Raw genomic sequence first — 15,633 nt, 5'->3', positions numbered from 1 at the left:
GAAACAACCCCCGTGCTTTTCAAAACTAACTCAACTAACTCAGATCACTGAATTTTCTTGATTGATAATGCCCTCTAATATCCTGGGTTTTGAACATAGAGACCTCCAGTAAAATCAATTTCTCTTTGCGGTATTGGATAATATTCATCTCGCCCGGATGTGAATTGGGCATTCGCTAGAAAATCTCTTTTTGTCCTTTCCACCGCCAAATACGCATTTAGCGTTTCTTCCGCAATCCCCCATCTTACTAGGTCATACCATCTATGACCTTCCATGGCAAATTCCAACCTTCGTTCGAACATTAGCGCCTTCCACGCCAAATCCTTGGTTGGAAACGAGTCATAAGTTCCAATAGCGTAGATATCGGTTGCACCTGCATCCAATGGCCGTTGTGTACTTGCTGCTGCACGATTCCTGACTTGATTTATGATGGGCAAAGCTTCGTTCCATCGATCTAATTGAATCAAGGCTTCAGCCTTCCAAAGAAGAACATCGGCATACCTGATAAAATCCACATTCTTTGATGTACCTACAAATGGCCCTTCTTTTACATAGCACGAGCAATCAGGAGCTTGTTGCTCTTTCATATTTCCAAAATAACCATAAACACCAGGATCTCTGGCCCAACTGAAATTATAAACCATATCTCCTGATTCACTTACCGTATTTCTGTATTTAAACGGTCTTCCCGGTATTCCCACAGTATGGTCAATCCTTGGGTCAACACTCAAACCACTGTCGGGAGGTGTTGTGCCATTGGCGTCTACATTGGTGAAAATGTCAGTATCGTTGAAGGTATCTAGCAGTGGTAATCCCGCAGCATCAGTCTTAAATGAATTCACCATATTCTGACTGGCCAAATGAAATCCACAGCACCCATAAAGGCCTGTGCCGTGTGGCGAATTTAAACCAGTTACGAAACTAACTCTACCAACGGTTGTACCGTCATTGATAGAAAACTGGGCCGCCCAGATAGATTCCGGTCCATTATCAAAACCATCCAAGAAATTTTCTCCAAAATCCGGTTGTAGACTCCCGGTAACTTCATCAGCGTAATCAATCACCTCTTGTAAACGTGCGGTATTGATATTGGTTACTTGGTGTTGGTCATTCTGCTCATAAGCTTGATATAAACGTAATTTTGCCAAATAAGCTGCAGCTGCATTTCGGTCTGCCCTACCCACTTCATCTTGAGCTTGTGGTAGATTGTCATACGCGAAAAGAAAATCCTCAGCAATCGTATTCCATAACGCATCATTATCCACATCATTTGAAGTTTGAGCAATCTCTTCCTGTGTTAAATTTTCCGTGATATATGGGATTTTCTTAAAAATTAATTTAAGCATAAAATGAGAATGAGCCCTTAGAAAGCGTAATTCTGCCTGTCTAGTAGTTTTTTGAGCATATTCACCATCCGGGATATCATTAATTACAGATAGTGCAAAGTTCGCCCTAGAAATCGCCTTATAATAATCGGTCCACGTTCTAGGTGCCATCCAATCTCCCATATCTGCGATAGTGAGATTATATTGTTCATATTTATCAACAACGTCAACATCACCTCGGCCACCACCACCTTTATAGGCATCGTCCGAACGTACACTACCATAAACCCATTGATGTGTTAATGGTCCAATCATTTCATCATTTGCAATTCCTGCATATGCAGCAATGACCAAAGATTCTGCATTCTCAGCAGTTGCCACGTTTTCACTAGACAAAACACCTTCTGGTTCATATTCCAAATAGTCATCGGAACATGAAGTGAACACTAAGGCTGTGTACATCACTATAACTAATATTTTATTATATTTCATGATTGTCAATTTTTTATTAAAAGTTAATGTTCAAGCCTACGGAATACACGGTAGGTACGGGAATTCTATTTACATCTATTCTTTCAGGATCGGCTCCTATATATCCTTTAGGAGTAAACCAAAATAAATTCTCCCCTTGTAAATAGATTCGAAGTCCGGTCATACCTGCCATCTTACCTATAATATCAGTTGGCAATGAATATCCTACTTGTAAATTTCTAATTTTAAAATAGGAATTGTTTCTAAAGATATAGTCTGAAGTATCCGTAAAATTGTTCACCAATGATAATGAAGGTATTGTAGAGCTTGTGTTTTGTGGTGTCCATGCGTTTAAGACTCCAAGACCTGCATTATCTCTTCCTTGAACAAAATTGTTCCAAAACATATAGGAATCAACTCCTATACGACCTGCAACTCCTGAACCGAAGACTGAAAAATCGAAATTTTTGTAACCTACATCCAATCGAATACCATACTCCAAATCAGGAAGGGTATTACCAATAAAATCACGGTCATTACTATCGATAACGCCATTATTGTCTACATCCACTATTTTTATACCACCTGGTCTAGCATTACCAGTTTGTACACCTCCTGTGGGATGTGCATCAACATCTGCCTGACTTTGAAACAGTCCGTCTGTACGATAACCGAATATAGCTGTTTGCGACTGTCCAAGGATTGAGTTTTGGGCAGTACCGGGAAATGCTGCTCTAACTTCTTCTGGTAGAAAGGTAATTTCATCCTTGAAGGCACCAAAATTTGTAGAAACCCCTAAAGAAAATCCATTATCCCAAACATTGGAATATCCAACATTAAATTCCCAACCTTTAGCGGCCGTTGCGGCACCGTTCAATACTCGTTGTTGTCCTTCGCCTATAACGGAGGCAATTGGAGGAGTAGTCAAAATATCCGTAGTTTCCCTTGTAAAATAATCGAAGGAACCGCTTATTTTGTTATTTAAAAACCCAAAATCGATACCATAATTCCATTCTTTGGTAGTTTCCCACTTTAAATTAGGGTTAGGTGCTTGAGTAGAAACAAAACCTGATGGTAATGTACCTGTGTTATTACCATTAATGTCATATGCTGTACCAACATTATAGTAAATTTCAAAAAACCCACCGGTCAATTGTGCTTGGTTTTGACCATATCTTGATTCGTATAAACCGAATCTTGCAGTATTACCAATTTCTTGGTTTCCTACTTCTCCATAACCTGCCCTAAGCTTTAAATTGGAAATCAATTCACTATCCTTTAAAAACTCTTCCTGACTAATTCTCCAACCCAAAGTTGCGGCCGGAAAAACACCATATCTATTATTCGCGCCAAATCTTGAAGAACCATCTCTACGAATAGTAAATGATGCCAAATACTTGTCATCGTAAGTATAATTTAATTTTCCAAACTGAGAAGCAAGGCTGTACTGAGTGGAAATACCATTGTTGGTGCGGGCACCTGTAGCAGCAGAAAGTACAAAATAGGATTCTTGCTCTACTGCAAAATCATCGGCTTGTGCAAAAATGGTGTCAAAATCCTCTCTTATCGACTCAATACCTAATAGTGCTCCAAATCTGTGCTTTCCAACTTCTAAATTATAATTCAACGTATTTGAAAAAGTTAATGTTCTCAACTTATTGGTGTCAAAAATCAACCTATTATTACTTCTGGTAACAAAACCATTAAATACTTTAGGCTCGATATTTTTCCTTTTGAAGTCGCTGAAATCTATGCCTAAGCTAGAGCGAAATTTAAGGTTATCAAGAATACTTATCTCAGCAAAAACATTTCCAAAGAAGTTGTTTTTAGTAGCATTGTCCCATCTGTTCAAATATTGCATCAATAACGGATTGTTCCTATCTGAATACCCCGCTCCCAACGGCCCAGCAAATTCACCATTCGCATCATATACAGGAATTGTTGGTGCCAAGGTAATAGACAAACCTGTAGTGGGTGCACCACCAACATCACTTGCAACCAAGGTTTCATTGGATGTTGAAATTTGAGTATTAACACCAAATTTCACCCTGTCGTTGAAAAGGTTAGTGGTACCATTAATTTTTGCAGTATATCTATCATAACCAGTATACTTTAACATACCAGTATTCTTTAGATAGCCTAGATTTATCAATAAAGAGGATTTTTCCGAACCCGCAGAAACGGTAACTTCGTTATTGAAAACATATCCTGTTTCATAAACTTCGTCTTGCCAATCCGTATTACCCGCCGGTACATCTGGGTTCCCACCAACAAAAGGCTGAACAGCTACACCGTTAAGAACTGGATTAGTAAAATCATTGTTCCAATCAAAATTGTATATTTCACCATAGCCCGCATTTGGATCTGCGCCATCATTTACGGATGCTCTCCACAAAGCTTCACCGCGTTGCTGGGAATTTAACATTTCATAGCGTTGTTTACGCTCTGATTGTACAGATAGATTGGAATTGATACTAACCGTAAGACGTTCTCCTTTAAGACCTCCTTTTGTACTTACAACGATAACCCCATTTGCAGCCCTTGACCCATATATTGAAGAGGCGGAAGCATCTTTCAACACTTGAATGGATTCAATTGTAGCAGGATTTAAACTTGCGAATACCTCTTGCCTTTTTGTGGGCACACCATCTATGATGTAAAGCGGGTCATTATTCCCTAAAGTGGTAAGTCCCCGTATAAGTATTCTACTGTTCAGCCCCGTAGGATCACCGGATTTTTCTATAAAAAGACCACCGACTCGTCCTTGTAAGGCCTGCATGGCATTACCAGAACTTAAACTTTGACCTTCTATTGGGGCAATATCCACGACGGTTACAGCTCCTGTCAAATCTACCTTACGTTCGGTGGAATATCCTGTCAATACGACTTCATCAAGCTGTTGTGCATCCTCTTGTAGCGCAACATTTATCTGTGATTGGCCGTTCACGGGAACTTCAATGGTGGTAAATCCAATATAGCTAAATACAAGGGTGGCATCACCAGCTACATCGTTCAATTCATAATTACCATCAAAGTCAGTGGTGGTACCAGTTGTTGTTCCTTTAATAATTACCGAAGTTCCAGGTAAAGGAAAACCATCATCTGAGGAGGTGACCGTACCTGTAATTTGTCCTTGGGCCAATAGACCTATAGGAACAATTACCATTAATAATAGCAGGAGTTTTAATTTCATAATTGTTTAGTTTAAGTTAAATTTAAGTTGATGTATTTCTATGTAATCGAGTTTGGATTCTTCTAATGGAGCTTCAAAATAAAGACTGTCGAATGGGGCTTTTGGAAAGAATATTTCTGTCATTACGGTTTGGCCGTCATCAAAAAATAATTCTATGGAAGTTTTGTCAAGGACTATTGTTCCTGTCCAATCCTTTTGAGTAGCGATTTTTGGGGCTGTAGCAATCCTGTCACTGAATTTGTTAGAAAAATCAGTAATTCCTGCCTTATTTCTATCCACAAAATAATTACCCTTTGTGGCATCATAACCGAAACGTAAACTATCCCCTTCACTGTTGGAAAGTTCAAAAGTATAAACGCCATCAACTAAATCTTCAACCTTAAAATTAATTTGGGCACTTGTTAAATCGATTGCCTTAGAAGTGGTCAGCAGGGTATTTCCTTCCAATACAACATCTAAACTTTCAAGCTTTTTGCTTTTAAACTCATGTAATTCAGGTACAGGATTCGCTATAAGACGGTATGTATTTTTACCTTTAACTAATTCTAATGTTCTTGCCGTAGTTGTGGCACTACGCCATTTTTCAGTGGGCACCTCATTGGCATATAGCCAATTAGACATCCATCCCATAAACAGCTTGCCGCCATCTTTGTTTTCAATATTTGAAAAAGTAACGCCTGCGTAATTATCTCGGCCATGGTCTACCCAAAAACTATGTTCCCTTTTCATTTCTTCTTTAAATGATTCATCAACAATAAAATTTGAACCATTAAAATCACCCACAAAATATTGGGTTGCAGAGCCTGTATTAGGGCCGCCAGGATTTATACTTACCAACAAGACCCATTTTTTTTCTGAACTGCCAATAACCGGTAATTGAAATAGATCTGGACATTCCCAAACGCCGCTATGATTTCCTATTCCTTCCCCAAAACTTGTAAGTTTCTCCCAAGATTTTAGGTCTTTGGAAATGTAGAATTGAATTTCTTGGCCCGCAGCTACAACCATGTTCCATCTTTTCCTCTCATCATCCCAACTAACTTTTGGATCCCTAAAATCTCTAACGCCTGGATTTTTCAAAACCGGATTACCCTCATATTTTGTCCATGTAAGACCTTCGTCCAACGAATAGGCAATACTTTGATTTTCCACATCTATGTCACCCGTCTTTTCCTTTTTGGGATCATGACTGGTATAGATTGCCACTATAGGCGTTTTGCCATCGACACCAAAACTTGACGTATTTTCAATATCTACCACAGCACTACCAGAAAATATATAGCCTAGTTCATCTGGGAACAAAGCGATAGGTTGCTCTTTCCAATTAAACAAATCCGTACTAATGGCATGCCCCCAATGCATTGGCCCCCAAGTGGTACCATCTGGATAGTGTTGAAAATAGAGATGGTAATATCCATTATAATAGAACATACCATTGGGGTCGTTCATCCATCCTTTCTCGGGCGAAAAATGAAAGTTTGGGCGGTAGAGGTCTTCATTGGAAATGGCAACAGTATCTTGTCCATTTTGAACCTGATCAGCTTTCTTGTCGGTTGTATTTTTGCAAGAAAAGACCATTGCGAAAATTCCTATTGTCATCACGAACTTGTATATCTTATTTTTCATATTTGTTGGTTCTTTACAATACTTCAGTTTAATTTTTGTTCATCAAGACCTATAAGATCATCGGTTGTATTCTTTCTTCCTTTTGTTAGTGTTTTACTAAGTTCCTCTAGCGAGATACCTTTGGTTTCTGGCATTACGAAAATCACAAAGAGCAATTGTAGGAACATCATAAAGGCAAAAAAAGCAAATACGGTACCCGCTCCGATCGAGGTAAACAACACGGGAACTAACGAGGGTATGATAGCGGCTAAAATCCAATGCACCGAACTACCGAACGATTGACCGGACCCTCTTAAATGATTCGGGAAAATCTCTGAAATAAATACCCAAATCACGGTGCCTTGGCCTATTGCATGTGCAGCAATAAAAAGGAAAAGAAAAATGGGCACGACCATACCTTCCCAATTCAGGAAGAATGCACAGGCCACCAAAGTCAAAGAGATGATATAGCCAATAGAACCTGCGTACATCAATTGTTTTCTTCCTAGCCTGTCAATGAGGAATACCCCTAAAAGAGTAAAAATCATATTGGTCACCCCTATTCCTATACTGCTTAAAAGAGCAGTGCTCTCACCAAGGCCAGCTTCTACGAAAATTCTTGGCGCATAGTACAAAAAGGCATTTATGCCTGACAATTGATTGAAAAAGGCAATGAAAAAAGCCAATAACAAAGGGAACCGGTATTTCTTAATAAAAATATTCTCTCCCGAAACCGTATTCTCACTTTCAGTCTTTAATTCTAACATCAATACCTCAGGATCCTGATCAGGATTGATTAATTGCAACACTTTTTTTGCCTCTTCGTTTCTCATTTTGGTCAACAACCACCTAGGGCTTTTTGGAACGCTCAATACGAAGACTGTATAAATAATTGCAGGTATGGCTTCAACACCCACCATCCATCGCCACGCGTTTTCACCTATACCATTTAATAGATAATTGGAAAAGAAGGCAATCAAAATTCCGAACACGATATTAAATTGATAAAGGGCCACTAATTTTCCCCTGTCCTTGGCAGGTGCTATTTCAGATATATAGGCAGGAGCAGCAATGGTAGATGCACCAACCCCCAGCCCACCTATAAATCTAAAAATGGCGAATGTGATCGGATCATTGGCAAATGCAGAACCAAGAGCGGATATAGTATAAAGTATACCTATCCATAATAATGTTTTCTTCCTGCCTATCTTGTTCGTGGGAATTCCGCCTAAAATTGCACCTACTACAGTACCCCATAATGCCATCGCCATAACTATAGTACCATGAAAAACATCTGATGAACCCCACAAGGCCTGCAACTTTTTATCTACTCCAGAGATAACTACCGTATCAAATCCGAACAGGAAACCTGCCAATGCTGCGGTAATAGACCAAACCCATATTTTTTTCATAATCGTAATTCTCTAGTATGGTTACTAAAGTATTCGTAAAAAACAAGAGGGTATTTTGATGATGTATCAATATGTTATGTTTTTGTTAAGGTGCATGTTTAAAATGATAAGTGCTTGATAAACAGCACTTAAAAATAGAATTTTAACATGGGCTTAAACGCACTAACTACACTCATGTTACATGAAGTTTAAAATTGATACATTCAAAAGGGACTACGAGGTAAGGATAGTATGAAATGTAAACTAGATAGATTTCAGAAACGCTATGGGAGAGGTGCCGTATTTGTTTTTGAAGGCGGTTGAGAAGTAATTTGGAGAAGAAAATCCGTTGGTATATGCAATTTCGGCTACCGTTAATGAGCCAGTCTCGAGCATCACTTTGGCTTTTTCCAATCTGATGTTACCAATATAATCACTTATACTAATTCCCATCATCGCCTTTACTTTTCTGTATAGTTGCACCCTTGAGATAGTAAGGTCTTCTGCTAGGTTTTCAACCGAATAGTCAGAATTTCCCAAATTTTCATTGATAAGGGAATTCAATTGGTTGATAAATTTTTGTTCTATATTCCCAAAGGTATTTAGTTCTTCAATTTTATGTATGTTACTGGTATAGTAATACCGAAGTTTCTCTCGATTATAAAGCAAAGATTTGATTGATTGAACCAGTATGGAATAGCTGAAAGGTTTGGTCAAATATAGATCGGCACCTGATTGAAGTCCTTTAAGATAGGACTCTTTGTTGCCCAAGGCGGTCAGTATTATCGTAGGAATATGCGAGGTCCGTAGATCTTTTTTTAAGATTTCACAGATTTCGAAACCATCTTTCTCGGGAAGGTTGATATCGCACAAAATTATATCCGGAATGGTTTCAAAAGCCTTTTCAATAGCATCCGTGCCATCGGATAGATGGATATCATACTCCAATTGTAATTTGTTTTTGAGAAACTGTGATAAATCCTTGTTATCCTCTATAATTAATACGGAATATTTTTCTTGGTTTTTTCCCGGATCTTGTATTAAGTAATTATCGTCAATCAAATGGTCAGAAGAAAAATCGATAATATTGGAATCGACCAAATCTTGTTCTGAAATAATCTCCGTTTCATCAAAGTGTGCCTGACCTTTGTATAGGGATATAATGAATTCTGTGCCATGAAGGGAATTCACCTGAATGGTACCTTTGTGCATCTCCACAAATTCCTTGCTTAAATGCAGACCTATTCCAGAACTGTTCTTTCTGTTGTTCGAACCTTTGAAAAATGCTTGAAATACTCCATCAATTTCGTTCGGAGGGATTCCAATGCCTGAATCTCTAAAGCGGATGACAACCATGTTTTTTTTATCATCGTCCTCAATATGAATTCCAATCGTTCCATTATCAGGAGTGAACTTAAAGGCATTGGAAAGTAGGTTAAAATATACTTTGTCCATTAAATTCCTATCTATGAAAACATCCAACGCTTCATTATTGGAAGTCAATTTGAAATCTATATTACTTTTCTTCGCTTCTCGTTCAAAATCTTTAAAAATGATTTTTGAAAAACTGAATAAATTGGTTTTGGATGCTTTTAGATTGAACTTACGGTCTTCAATTTTCCTAAAATCAAGCAATTGATTGATCAATCTCAACAGTCGATTAGAGTTGTTGTGTATCAGCTCCAATTCGTTACGCATTTTTGAGCCTTTCTCCTTGACAAAGTCGCTCATGGATTCAACAGAACTTAAAATCAAAGTAATGGGAGTTTTAAATTCATGGGAAAGACCTGTAAAGAAATTAAGTTTCGCCTCATTACTTATTTTTACTTCCTTCGCGATTTTCTCGATTTGATTCCGCTGTACGGTAACCTTATCGTTCGTCAATACCAGTTGCTTATTTTTCTTTCGAATTGCAAAAATGGAATATACACTATATACAGCAAGGCTTAAGATAATTGCCAACAACGCCATTGTAATTTTAAGAAGGTTATTTTGCGAATAATAGAGTTCTTCTTGTTTTTTTATTGCTGCCAATTGTTCTTCCATTTGATCTTGCTGTTCATTTATCTTTTCAAATTGGTTATTCATAATATCCGCGTTCAACTTATTGATAATAGTCGTTGAGAGGATGTTATTCTTTGGTATAGCTTCTTTGTTAAAGATTTTCAAAGCCAATTTGATGGCTTCATCACCGCCGGTTGGATAAAGAATGGTAGCCATTAGAATCCCATCCTTTACTGCTTTTATTCCACCATTGGCACCGGTAAGGCCGTCGACACCAATGAAACTGATTGATTTTTCCATTCCCAAATCGTGTGCGACTTCCCATGCTCCGACCGCCATTCTGTCGTTATGAGCAAAAACATAATCTGCCTTAATGCCTTCCTTCAACAGAAGTCTTAATTGATCTTGAATAGACTCTTTTTCCCAATCCCCTTCAATCGTTGCTGTAATACGTGCCTTCTTAAACTGATTAATTATTTGATTAAAGCCCATGCCTCTTTCCTCGGCAGGCGAAGATCCGGCCAAACCTTTTATTTCAATAATTCTAATGGAGTCTTTAATGTTGGATGCAATGATTTCCTTTGCCGCATTTCTTCCAACCTCAATATTATCTGCACCCAAATAGGCAGTATATTGCTGGCTTTCTGTTTTTCTATCGACTACCAAAACGGGAATACCGGCATTGAGTGCCTTTTGTACCACCGAAGTAATTGGCTTTGATTGGATCGGGGAAACGATCAACACATCCAGGCTGTCGGCAATAAGGCTTTCTATCTGCTCAATTTGAGTTCCTACATCGTAGTTGGCATCTTTAATGGTCAAATCGATTTTAGGATTCAAAGAGGCTTGCAGCCTCATCGAGTTGTTCATGGAACGTCTCCAGTCATCATTGGACATGGCCTGTGAGAATCCAATGCGGATTTTACCTTCTTCATTTTCGCCTGAGCAAGAAAGAAAAAACAAGGCAAGCGAAAAACATAATGCGAGATAAAACGATTTCATAAGTACACTTCTACTATTTGTAAACTTAATGAAAATTGAATTTAGTTAATCTAGTCAATTGGAGGACAACATATCTTACTGACAAATGAATTTTGGACTAGTCCTTCAAAAGGAAGGATTTTTGAGACAATTAAAGACAGCCCTTTATGCACATTTAGTCCCAAAACTTACCCCTAAACTTTGCGCGTGGATCCTGTGGAATTTTTGTAGTGTTCCGGTAGATAAGCGTTAAGCAAAAATTCCACGAGGGCGCATCCTACATAAGTGATTTTGTATTCGTTCATTTTTGGTCAAGGGTACGTGAAAGAGCGTTGGCAAAGATAAAAGCATGCGGCGTTTTTTCTATGTCGCATGCTTTTATCAGCTGTACCGAGGAGGTTGAAATATCCGAAGGTTTTTCAACTTCCACAGGGGCTGGATTCGTTTTTCGGTATCATTCAATTATTATCTTAGTCAAATTCTTCTTCCAACCTACTATTAAGTTTTTCAAAATTTTCAGGGGCCATGTTCAATTGTAACCTGGGCTTCCCGAAACTCCCTTTTACCAATTGCACCTTGTTTAACAGGGCAATAAACGCTGCCCTGTTCTGCCGTAGGTCGCGTTTTAGGCTGGTATTTTCTTTTTCTATAACAATGGCCTCTTCTACCTTTTTAAAGAATATATCCTTTTCCGAATTGTTTTGCCGACCCTTCATAAGCGGGAGAGCTTGCCCCCGTTTCTTTTGGGGCGAGTGTTCGAATAAAAGTTCCATCATGGCCTTGGTCGGAAGCACCCCATGTGTTTCCATCTCCTTCATCATGGCCGCCATTCCGTTGAACCTTTTTTTAATCAGGTTCTCCAAAGTCCTGCCCGTGGGTCCAAAGGACTCTTTGGGCGAGATCTCGTTATAGAAAAAGAAATCCAGCATCGTTTGAAGCGCCTCAGAATGGGTTTTAAAAAACTTTCTGGAAAACTTCTGAAACTTGGTCGCCGTTTCAATTTTTACTCGTATGGTTCGAAATGTGTCCAAAGTCTTTTTGTTTAATTTCTAATTTGACTAAAATTTTCGCCTTTTCACAGGGGTTTCAAGGCGATTTGACGCAAGTTTGGCTTAGAAACGAAGTAATTTTTATTTAGAAAAAATTGTAGTTTCTTGATTACAAGAACGTTACAACTCGGGCATATATCGCAACATCGCGACAGCGTGTTGCCCTCTTGCTCTTCTACTCTTGCTCTTCTACTCTTGGTCTCCCTCGCTTGGAATGCCTTTCTTCAGACTTTGCTATTGAAAATTCTAAGTTTTCTTTTTACCCGCTATTTCCTCCGGCTTGCTCCGTCCAATTTCAACCGGTTGAACATCCTTACTAAACGGTCCGAAATCTGTCTTCCATACCGGTGCTCTATTTGGGAAAAGTCAAGATTGGTGGTGATATGCGTCTTCGTCCTACGGGTTTCGAAATTCCTGTAACGATTGAGCAGGATCCGCACGAATATGTCCTCCTTTCCGTATTGGTACACATTGTTCCCGACCGTTTCGCTCCCCAGGTCGTCGAACAGGAAGGTTCCCTTGGAATAGTATTCGATGACATCGTCCTTCTTCTTTTCGGTATTGTATCTATCCACTACTTCCTGGGCGCTGATGATAGGAAACCACAGTGCCCTTAGACCGTACTGTTCGGACATGTTCCGTATGATCCTGAAGCTCGAGGTCTTTCCGGTGCCGTAGGAACCGAAAACGTACAGTCCCTTTCTCAGCGAGATGTTCTTCAAAAGCTCGAACGCGGGGTCCCGGTTCCAATACCTGCAAAAATGCCCGAGGAAATTCTTGTTGCCGCTATCAACTTCGAAATCGAGATCGTTACGGGCACAATATTCCTGTGCCGCCCTGAAAAAAATCTTTTTAAAAAGTTCTGGGGAACATAACGGTTTCGGGCCCGTCCACTTTTCCATAAATTGTTTTGACCATCTCTTTTCCATATCCACTACTCCAATATTGGATTTCTGTTTTCTTTTTCTTCTTTTAAAGAAGTAAATTGTTTATTCCCTTTTTTTATTACTGGTTTGGTATACCCGTCACTTTTGTCGGTGCTGTGCGGACATTTATGTCCAGGCTGCCCCGAAACCATTGTCTGGTCAGGGTTGCCGGTCCGGGGCTCGAACCGTAACAGGCTTTTCAGGTAGCGCCTTCTTCCGTTAAAGGAGGTTTCCGCTATCCAGCCCAAGGACTTCAACAGGGAAATGTATCGTGTGACCTGTCGTTCGGAAATTTGCAGAAAGGAGGCGATGTACTTATTGGAAATATAACATTCCCTGCCGTTCTCGGTAAAGCTGTGTATCTCCAGAAACAGGATCTTCGCATGCCAGTTCACCTGCGTGTTCAGGTAGATCGATCTCGGTATCCAGATGCCCTGAAAATTCCGTTCCCTAGGTTTCATGCCAATAGTTTTCCGGTTACCTTATGTTCTTCATTAGCTGCTCGTTGAACCGATGCTCCAAAGTCTCGTCCGAAAGGTCGGGTTCCCCCAAGAGCCAGGCATCGATGGTATCCTTATCGAAGAATTTCTGGCGGATATGGGGATTGTTGCCCATGGGGATGAGCTTCAAATGGGTCAGTTTGTAGATTTTGCTCTTTGACAGCCCCGTATAGGCGGCAAGATCGTCGACGTTCATGACTTTTTTGCGGTGGCCGAGCAGTCCCTTGATATCGGATAGCAACGCTACCACGTTTTCATTTTTTTCCATGTTTTATATTTTTAGGGTTCGGCCCAAATTAGAAGTGTAGGTCAGGCCAAAGGAAAGCCAAGGAAATTTTAACGTTTCTAAGCGTTGGTTTTTGAGGAATTTTCAGCAATTCCCAAAAATCGGTTCGAATTGCGCAATACGTAATTTTCATTTGATCGTATCGCACAACGGTATTTATGGGAGATGTTATTAGGATGGAAAGTGTTTTAATGATTCCTATTAAACATCAAGAAATCGGAAGTAGTGAATTTAAATCCAATTTGTTGTACCTATGTTGTACCACTTTCATAAAAATAGGCCTCCGGGAAACCGGAAGCCCTATAAACATTGGTGATCGCGACAGGATTCGAACCTGTGACCGTCTGCTTAGAAGGCAGATGCTCTATCCAGCTGAGCTACGCGACCTAATGTTGCTTTGCGAAGCCGCCTGTCCTTCGAAGTATTCCGAAGAAGGAAGCTACGCGACCTCTCTTTTTTGCGGGGCAAATATACTAATGTATTGTCTAGTATAAAAGGTATTAATCTCATTATTTGATCTCTTTTCTTCTTCTTCCTTTGTGGCATTGATCAAAGTCTTCAAATAAACTTAGTATACCGTACACTAATTATCCAAATAAAACGATATATAGTATATAAACTTAACTCAGCTCTTAACCAGAGATACTATGCCATTGAATAAAACGAAAAAGAAGATCATCCTTGCCGCAGTAGAACTTTTTAATGAATCGGGGATCCACAGCGTTCGCAATCAGGATATTGCGAAGAAAAGCGGGATCAGCCTCAGTAATTTCAACTACCATTACGCCACTAAAAAAGACCTGGTAAAAGCGATATTCGACTATATGACCGAAGTGCTGGTAGAGGATGTTTACGGGAACAAAACCTTTATCATGGAAGGGGAAGGCCTTATGATCACCAAGAGCTTTTTTGTCTTCCAGCAACAGTTTTGTTTTTTCTTCCTCGATACACCCAATATCATAAAAACGTTCCCAGAGATTAGTAAACTCATCAAAGAGCAGATAGAAGAGGCCTTTAAAATGATCAAGGGAGTGAATTACCTGGCCATAGGAATGGGGTTTATGAAACCGGAACCTCAGGAATTCCCGGGCCTTTACGAGGAATTGGCAGCCCACCTTTGGAGAAACACCCATTTCTGGATCTCGTACGCCCGTATAAAAGGCTATGAGGAGGATCTGGTCCTCAAAGGAATGGAAGCTCACTTCAGTCTTATTTATCCGTATTTGACGGAAAAAGGTGTCGAAGCGAATAAAAAATTCCTGGAGATGTTAAGACAAGAAAGTTCGAAGGCGGAGAAATAACTTCAGGAAAGATAACCATGCCTCATCTACAGAGACAGACCATTCGTCTACACTTAAGTTTCATTCACCCACAGTTGTCTTTTAAAACAGACAAATTCTCAGAACTTTATCTATTCCTTTAAACTCAAAGTGATGACCATACTCTTTATAGAAGACGACGCCATTGAATCGATGAAGCTAAACAGAACGGCCTCCAAGTTACCTGTGAAACATACTATAATCCAGGCTAAAAACGGAGAAGAAGCCCTTGATATACTCAATGGACCCGATCAACTTCCCGATATTATTTTCCTGGACCTCAATATGCCCAGGATGAACGGGATAGAATTTCTACAGATCCTGAAAAAAGATCCCGCTTTAAAATATTTGCCCACCATCATTTTGACAACATCTCAGAACAGGAGTGACCTGCTTGAATGTTACCGCACCGGGATTGCAGGATATATCATAAAGCCCCTTAAATACGAGGATTACGAGGATAAGATACAAAAAGTGATAGCCTATTGGGAGATCAATGAACTGGTCAAAGCCTAATGAAACTGGTGCTTTCACAACATATTTTTTTCCTCAGGTGGTAATTTTCTTACATTGTAGGCAGTTA

The 15,633-nt window shown here is 39.5% G+C and carries 11 protein-coding genes and 1 tRNA gene; 2 read left to right on the top strand and 10 right to left on the bottom strand.

Annotated features, from left to right (window positions below):
• Positions 1 to 74 precede the first annotated feature (74 nt).
• The 10 genes from AB8P51_RS04385 to AB8P51_RS04340 all read right to left on the bottom strand — a co-directional run bounded on the left by AB8P51_RS04385 (position 75) and on the right by AB8P51_RS04340 (position 14,118).
• A complete protein-coding gene (locus tag AB8P51_RS04385) occupies positions 75 to 1,817 on the bottom strand; it encodes a RagB/SusD family nutrient uptake outer membrane protein (RefSeq protein WP_369747538.1) in 1,743 nt (580 codons plus the stop codon).
• A 16-nt stretch (positions 1,818 to 1,833) separates the two neighbouring features.
• On the bottom strand, positions 1,834 to 4,989 hold the full coding sequence (locus tag AB8P51_RS04380; RefSeq protein WP_369747537.1) for a SusC/RagA family TonB-linked outer membrane protein: 3,156 nt from the start codon (positions 4,987 to 4,989) through the stop codon (positions 1,834 to 1,836).
• A gap of 6 nt (positions 4,990 to 4,995) precedes the next feature.
• On the bottom strand, positions 4,996 to 6,615 hold the full coding sequence (locus AB8P51_RS04375) for a glycoside hydrolase family 32 protein (protein WP_369747536.1): 1,620 nt from the start codon (positions 6,613 to 6,615) through the stop codon (positions 4,996 to 4,998).
• Positions 6,616 to 6,638: 23 nt separating this feature from the next.
• Positions 6,639 to 8,006, bottom strand: coding sequence for a sugar porter family MFS transporter (locus AB8P51_RS04370; RefSeq protein WP_369747535.1), 1,368 nt, complete (start codon positions 8,004 to 8,006; stop codon positions 6,639 to 6,641).
• Between the two features lie 243 nt (positions 8,007 to 8,249).
• On the bottom strand, positions 8,250 to 10,991 hold the full coding sequence (locus tag AB8P51_RS04365; RefSeq protein ID WP_369747534.1) for a substrate-binding domain-containing protein: 2,742 nt from the start codon (positions 10,989 to 10,991) through the stop codon (positions 8,250 to 8,252).
• 449 nt (positions 10,992 to 11,440) lie between these two features.
• Positions 11,441 to 12,001 carry a BfmA/BtgA family mobilization protein gene (locus AB8P51_RS04360; RefSeq protein ID WP_369747533.1) on the bottom strand — a complete coding sequence of 187 codons (561 nt, stop codon included), beginning with the start codon at positions 11,999 to 12,001 and terminating at the stop codon, positions 11,441 to 11,443.
• 284 nt (positions 12,002 to 12,285) lie between these two features.
• Positions 12,286 to 12,921 (bottom strand): hypothetical protein, encoded by a 636-nt coding sequence (locus AB8P51_RS04355; RefSeq protein WP_369747532.1) that lies wholly within the window; start codon positions 12,919 to 12,921, stop codon positions 12,286 to 12,288.
• A gap of 32 nt (positions 12,922 to 12,953) precedes the next feature.
• Positions 12,954 to 13,406: a helix-turn-helix domain-containing protein gene (locus AB8P51_RS04350; RefSeq protein WP_369747531.1), complete on the bottom strand. Its 453-nt coding sequence runs from the start codon at positions 13,404 to 13,406 to the stop codon at positions 12,954 to 12,956.
• Positions 13,407 to 13,422: 16 nt separating this feature from the next.
• A complete protein-coding gene (locus tag AB8P51_RS04345; RefSeq protein ID WP_369747530.1) occupies positions 13,423 to 13,713 on the bottom strand; it encodes a helix-turn-helix transcriptional regulator in 291 nt (96 codons plus the stop codon).
• A 328-nt stretch (positions 13,714 to 14,041) separates the two neighbouring features.
• Positions 14,042 to 14,118 (bottom strand) — tRNA-Arg (locus tag AB8P51_RS04340).
• Positions 14,119 to 14,378: 260 nt separating this feature from the next.
• Between AB8P51_RS04340 and AB8P51_RS04335 the strand changes: the two genes are divergently transcribed.
• Both AB8P51_RS04335 and AB8P51_RS04330 read left to right on the top strand, forming a co-directional pair.
• Positions 14,379 to 15,032 carry a TetR/AcrR family transcriptional regulator gene (locus AB8P51_RS04335; RefSeq protein ID WP_369747529.1) on the top strand — a complete coding sequence of 218 codons (654 nt, stop codon included), beginning with the start codon at positions 14,379 to 14,381 and terminating at the stop codon, positions 15,030 to 15,032.
• Between the two features lie 132 nt (positions 15,033 to 15,164).
• Complete coding sequence (locus AB8P51_RS04330) at positions 15,165 to 15,566, top strand: response regulator (RefSeq protein WP_369747528.1); 402 nt, start codon at positions 15,165 to 15,167, stop codon at positions 15,564 to 15,566.
• Positions 15,567 to 15,633: the final 67 nt, after the last annotated feature.

It is taken from the genome of Muriicola sp. SD30, from assembly GCF_041205185.1.
Classification (GTDB): Bacteria; Bacteroidota; Bacteroidia; order Flavobacteriales; family Flavobacteriaceae; genus Muriicola.
The sequence above is the reverse complement of the archived record's forward strand: the minus strand, read 5'-3'. Positions and strand labels throughout refer to the sequence as shown.

Excerpts from the sequence above, each read along its gene's own strand:
- AB8P51_RS04335 (WP_369747529.1), top strand. The coding sequence starts at position 14,379 with ATGCCATTGAATAAAACGAAAAAGAAGATCATCCTTGCCGCAGTAGAA.
- AB8P51_RS04375 (WP_369747536.1), bottom strand. The coding sequence starts at position 6,615 with ATGAAAAATAAGATATACAAGTTCGTGATGACAATAGGAATTTTCGCA.
- AB8P51_RS04350 (WP_369747531.1), bottom strand. The coding sequence starts at position 13,406 with ATGAAACCTAGGGAACGGAATTTTCAGGGCATCTGGATACCGAGATCG.
- AB8P51_RS04370 (WP_369747535.1), bottom strand. The coding sequence starts at position 8,006 with ATGAAAAAAATATGGGTTTGGTCTATTACCGCAGCATTGGCAGGTTTC.
- AB8P51_RS04345 (WP_369747530.1), bottom strand. The coding sequence starts at position 13,713 with ATGGAAAAAAATGAAAACGTGGTAGCGTTGCTATCCGATATCAAGGGA.
- AB8P51_RS04355 (WP_369747532.1), bottom strand. The coding sequence starts at position 12,921 with ATGGAAAAGTGGACGGGCCCGAAACCGTTATGTTCCCCAGAACTTTTT.
- AB8P51_RS04330 (WP_369747528.1), top strand. The coding sequence starts at position 15,165 with ATGACCATACTCTTTATAGAAGACGACGCCATTGAATCGATGAAGCTA.
- AB8P51_RS04365 (WP_369747534.1), bottom strand. The coding sequence starts at position 10,991 with ATGAAATCGTTTTATCTCGCATTATGTTTTTCGCTTGCCTTGTTTTTT.
- AB8P51_RS04380 (WP_369747537.1), bottom strand. The coding sequence starts at position 4,989 with ATGAAATTAAAACTCCTGCTATTATTAATGGTAATTGTTCCTATAGGT.
- AB8P51_RS04385 (WP_369747538.1), bottom strand. The coding sequence starts at position 1,817 with ATGAAATATAATAAAATATTAGTTATAGTGATGTACACAGCCTTAGTG.